Here is a 4757-nt window from a genome sequence, read left to right on the forward strand (position 1 = left end):
GTCGAAGGCATTCGCGACGGCCATGCCGGCGCGGTGCTGGCCGCGTCCATTTTCCATTTCGGCACCTACACGATAGCGCAGGCCAAGGCGCACATGGCCGCCGCCGGCCTGCCGATGCGGCTGGACTCTGTGAATAATCGGCCCTAAAGCATGATCCCGAAAAGTGGGAACCGGTTTTCGGAAAAGATCATGCTTAAACAAGCAGATAGATGACGCCATGACCGAGTTTTCGCTTTCCGATCTGGAAAAAATCATTGGGGAACGCGCCCATTCCGGAGATCCGGATTCGTGGACGGCAAAATTGTTCGCGCGCGGCATCGACAAGGCGGCGCAGAAGCTCGGCGAGGAGGCCGTCGAGACGGTGATTGCCGCCGTCAGGGGCGACAAACCGGCCATCGTTTCAGAAAGCGCCGATCTTATGTATCATTGGCTCGTCGTTCTCGGCCTCTCCGGGGTACCGCTGAGCGACGTGCTTAGGGAACTCGAAGGCCGCACCCGGCGTTCGGGCATCGCCGAGAAGGCGTCACGGCCCAAGGGCTGACCGCGAGGAAGGGCAGGTATCTCGATGGATCAGCTCGCGCCAACCGAGAAATATTCCCCCTTTCGTTTCTTCTCCGCCGATCAATGGTCGCAATTCCGCGCCGACACGCCGCTGACGCTGAGCGCGGACGAATTCCGCCGCCTGCGCTCGCTCAACGATCCGGTCGATCTCGAAGAGGTCACGCGCATCTATCTGTCGCTGTCGCGGCTGTTGTCGGCGCATGTCGAAGCGAGCCAGCTGCTGTTTCGGCAACGCCAGGCCTTCTTCAACGCGGTCGACGTGGTCAAGACACCGTTCATCATCGGCATCGCCGGTTCGGTCGCCGTCGGCAAATCGACCACCGCACGCGTGCTGAAGGAACTTTTGGCGCGCTGGCCGTCGAGCCCCAAGGTCGATCTCATCACCACCGACGGCTTCCTGCTGCCCAACGAGGTCCTGCGCCGCGAGAACCTGATGGAGCGCAAGGGTTTCCCCGACAGCTACGATGTAGGCGCGCTGCTGCGCTTCCTGTCGGGCATCAAGTCGGCGCTGCCCGATGTCCGCGCGCCGGTCTATTCGCACCTGACCTATGACGTCATTCCCGGCGAGTTCGTCACCATCGACCGGCCCGACATATTGATCTTCGAAGGCATCAATGTCCTGCAGCCCGGCAAGCTGCCGCAGGACGGCAAGATCGTGCCTTTCCTGTCGGACTTCTTCGACTTCGCCATCTACATCGATGCCGACGAGAAGCTGATCCACAACTGGTACATTTCCCGCTTCATGCGGCTGCGTGAGACCGCCTTCCGCAACCCGGACTCCTTCTTTCACCGCTACTCGCAGCTGTCGGAGAGTTCCGCGCGCGCCATCGCCGAAGGCCTGTGGACCAACATCAATTTGAAGAATCTGCGCGAGAACATCCTGCCGACGCGGGCCCGCGCCGACTTGATCCTGCGCAAGGGCGCCGATCACCTGATCGAGGAAGTGGCGCTCAGGAAGCTGTGACGGCCGGCTCCGTCACCCGCCGCAGCGTCAGATTGATCCGCCCGCCGTTTTTCAGCAGCGCCGAGGTCGAGGGATAGATCCGATCGACGCCGTGAAAGCACAGCCGCCCCTCGCCGCCGAGCACCACGACGTCACCGCTTTGCAGCCTGAACGACTTGGTGGCGCCATCACGCGTGGTCTGGCCAACCCGGAACAGGCAGTCGTCGCCGAGCGAGACGGAGACGACCGGAGCCGAAAGATCGGCCTCGTCGCGGTCCTGATGCAGGCCCATCTTCGCATCCGCGGTGTAGAAATTGATCAGGCATGCTTCCGGCGGGCGCGGATAGCCCGAGACCTCGCGCCACAGGTCGAGCAGCGCATCCGGAATTGGCGGCCAAGGCGCCCCGGTTACCGGATGCGCCGGCTGGTAACGATAGCCGTGCTCCTTGTCGGTGACCCAGCCCAGCGGCCCGCAATTGGTCATACGCACGCTCATCTCCTTGCCGGTGCGCGGCATGGCCGGCACAAACAGCGGCGCCTGCTGCACGATCCGTCTCACCTCGTCGACCAGCTCTTCCTGCGCGCTGCGCGACAGGTAGGCCGGCATGTGGCGGACGCCTTTGGGCAGGACGAGCACGGTTCGATTACCTCTTGGATGGTTCGGAACCGTAAAATGTCACGATCAAATGAAAACGGCGACCCGAAAGCCGCCGCTCTTGTCGAATTGGCAGCCGCCGATCAGGCGAGGTCGGGAATGCGCAGCACCTGGCCCGGATAGATCTTGTCGGGATGGGTCAGCATCGGCTTGTTGGCCTCGAATATGACCGTGTTCTTGACGCCTTGGCCCTTGCCGTAGCTTTTCTCGGCGATCTTCCAGAGATTGTCGCCCTTCTTCACCGTGTAGAAGGTGGGCTCCTTGGCGGGGGCGGCGGCCGTGCCAGGTGCTGGCGCGACCTGCAATTCGTCGGCCTGCACTTTGGAGACGCCGAGCGTGTTGCCGACGGCGATGACCGCCTTCTCGAAGATCGACTGGTCCTTGACCACACCCTTCAGCACCGCCGTGTCGCCCGTGACGACGACCTCGACGCCATCGGTGCCGAGCTTGTGCGAATCGAGCTCCTTCTTGAGTGTGTCGGCCGTGGGTGCGGCTTGGTCGTCACCGCCGATGCCCAGTTTCTTGCCGACGCTCTTGACGAAATCGAACATGCCCATCCTTGGGTCTCCCTTGCTAATGGCAATGGTTGAACTTTGCATCTGCGGTCCAAAATGGGAAGTCGTTTTGCGCGTGATTGGTGTGGTGCTTAATCGTTCTCCACCCGGCCGCGCAGCTTCTTGATCGTGCCGCGCCCGGCCTTGCTCTTCAGCCGCCGTTCCACGGCACCCTTCGACGGCCGTGTCTTCTTGCGCGGCGGCGGTGGCGGTTCGGCGGCCTTGGCGACCAATGCCGTCAGCCGTGCCCGCGCATCGGCCCGGTTCTGTTCCTGGGTGCGGAAGCGGCCTGCCTCGATGACGATGACACCGTCCTTGGTGGCACGCTGGCCGGCAAGCTTGATCGTCCGCTCGCGCACGCGCTCCGACAGACCCGTTGCGTTGGCCGCGTCGAAGCGCAGTTGCACCGCCGTCGCCACCTTGTTGACGTTCTGGCCGCCGGGACCGGACGAGCGGATGAAATCCTCGTGCAGGTCGCCCGGATGGATCACCGCATCGCCTGATATGATGATGTTGTCGTCGCTCGCCATGCCGCAGTCATGGCGCGGCGGATCGAAAAAGAAAAGGCCCGATCGAACCGGGCCTTTCAACGAAAGCTGACCCCTGTGGCGCGATTACTCCGCCGCTTCCTGCATGCGCGGCGCCGCGCCCAGCACCACGGCGTCGACATGGCTTTCGAATTTCTCGAAATTGACGGCGAACATGCCGACCAGCCGTGCCGCCTGCCGGTCGTAGCCGGCCTTGTCGGCCCAGGTCGCCCGGGGGTCCAGAATCATCGGGTCGAGAATGGCGCTGTCGATGCCCGGCACAGCCACCGGCACCTCGAAACCGAAATGAGGGTCGGTGCGGAACTCGGCTGTCTTCAGCGAGCCGTCAAGTGCGGCTGCAAGCAAGGCGCGCGTCGCCTTGATCGGCATGCGCTTGCCGGTGCCGTAGGCGCCGCCGGTCCAGCCGGTGTTGACCAGCCAGCAATCGGCGCCGTGGCGGGCAATCAGCTCGCGCAGCAGATTGCCGTATTCGGAAGGGTGGCGCGGCATGAACGGCGCACCGAAACAGGTCGAAAACGTCGCTTCGGGCTCGGTCACGCCCTTTTCGGTTCCGGCCACCTTGGCGGTGTAGCCGGACAGGAAATGATACATCGCCTGCGCCGGGGTCAGCCGCGCGATCGGCGGCATCACGCCGAACGCATCGGCGGTCAGCATGATGATGTTGTTGGGATGGTTGGCGCGGCCGGTCTTGCTGGCATTGGGGATGAAGTCCAGCGGGTAGGCGCAGCGTGTGTTCTCGGTCAGTCTTCCGTCGTTGAAATCCGGCACGCCATCAGCGTCGAGCACGACATTTTCCAGCACCGTGCCGAAGCGCTGCGTGGTGGCGAAGATTTCCGGCTCGGCTTCCGCCGACAGCTTGATCGTCTTGGCATAGCAGCCGCCTTCGAAATTGAAGATGCCGTGCGGTCCCCAGCCATGCTCGTCGTCGCCGATCAGCGTGCGCGAGGGATCGGCCGAGAGCGTCGTCTTGCCGGTGCCCGACAGGCCGAAGAAGATGGCGGCGTCGCCGGCCGCACCCTCATTGGCCGAGCAATGCATCGGCATCACGCCTTTCGCCGGCAGCAGATAGTTGAGCATGGTGAACACCGACTTCTTCATCTCGCCGGCATAGGAGGTGCCGCCGATCAGCACGATCTTGCGCGAAAGATCGACGGCGATCACCGTTTCGGTGCGGCTGCCGTGACGAAGGGGATCGGCGCGGAAGGACGGCAGGTCGATGATCGTCATCTCAGGCACGAACTGTTCGAGTTCGGCGGCATCCGGACGGATCAGCAGATTGCGGATGAACAGCGAGTGCCAGGCAAATTCGGTGATCACCCTGGTCGGCAGCCTCGACTCCGCCTCGGCGCCGCCGACCAGATCCTGGACGTATAGATCCTTGTCCGCGGCATGCGCCTGGAAATCGGCGAGCAGCGTGTCGAACTGGGCCGGCGAGATCGCCTTGTTGTTGTCCCACCAGACATGTGGTTCGGTGGCGCCATCGCGGACGACGAACT

At 63.3% G+C, this 4757-nt stretch carries 6 protein-coding genes and 1 pseudogene; 3 read left to right on the forward strand and 4 right to left on the reverse strand.

Annotation, left to right across the window (positions count from 1 at the left end; all coding sequences use genetic code 11):
- The 3 genes and pseudogenes from EN749_RS39125 to coaA form a co-directional block, all read left to right on the forward strand.
- Positions 1-147: pseudogene (locus EN749_RS39125) on the forward strand (imidazole glycerol phosphate synthase subunit HisF); the annotation flags it as partial.
- Between the two features lie 70 nt (positions 148-217).
- Positions 218-541 carry a phosphoribosyl-ATP diphosphatase gene (locus EN749_RS30730; RefSeq protein ID WP_128364564.1) on the forward strand — a complete coding sequence of 108 codons (324 nt, stop codon included), beginning with the start codon at positions 218-220 and terminating at the stop codon, positions 539-541.
- Between the two features lie 24 nt (positions 542-565).
- Complete coding sequence (gene coaA, locus EN749_RS30735; protein WP_127320239.1) at positions 566-1525, forward strand: type I pantothenate kinase; 960 nt, start codon at positions 566-568, stop codon at positions 1523-1525.
- Here coaA and EN749_RS30740 read toward each other — a convergent pair.
- The 4 genes from EN749_RS30740 to EN749_RS30755 form a co-directional block, all read right to left on the reverse strand.
- Entirely contained in the window at positions 1512-2141 is a 630-nt protein-coding gene (locus EN749_RS30740) for an alpha-ketoglutarate-dependent dioxygenase AlkB (protein WP_128364565.1), read from the reverse strand. The genes coaA and EN749_RS30740 overlap by 14 nt on opposite strands.
- Positions 2142-2242: 101 nt before the next feature.
- Complete coding sequence (lysM, locus tag EN749_RS30745) at positions 2243-2716, reverse strand: peptidoglycan-binding protein LysM (RefSeq protein ID WP_128364566.1); 474 nt, start codon at positions 2714-2716, stop codon at positions 2243-2245.
- A gap of 89 nt (positions 2717-2805) precedes the next feature.
- Positions 2806-3243: an alternative ribosome rescue aminoacyl-tRNA hydrolase ArfB gene (gene arfB, locus EN749_RS30750; protein WP_023810634.1), complete on the reverse strand. Its 438-nt coding sequence runs from the start codon at positions 3241-3243 to the stop codon at positions 2806-2808.
- An 84-nt stretch (positions 3244-3327) separates the two neighbouring features.
- Positions 3328-4757, reverse strand: a 1430-nt coding sequence (locus tag EN749_RS30755) for a phosphoenolpyruvate carboxykinase (protein WP_128364567.1), incomplete at its 5' end; no start/stop codon positions are given.

It is taken from the genome of Mesorhizobium sp. M7A.F.Ca.ET.027.02.1.1 (assembly GCF_004022985.1).
In the GTDB taxonomy this organism is placed as follows: Bacteria; Pseudomonadota; Alphaproteobacteria; order Rhizobiales; family Rhizobiaceae; genus Mesorhizobium.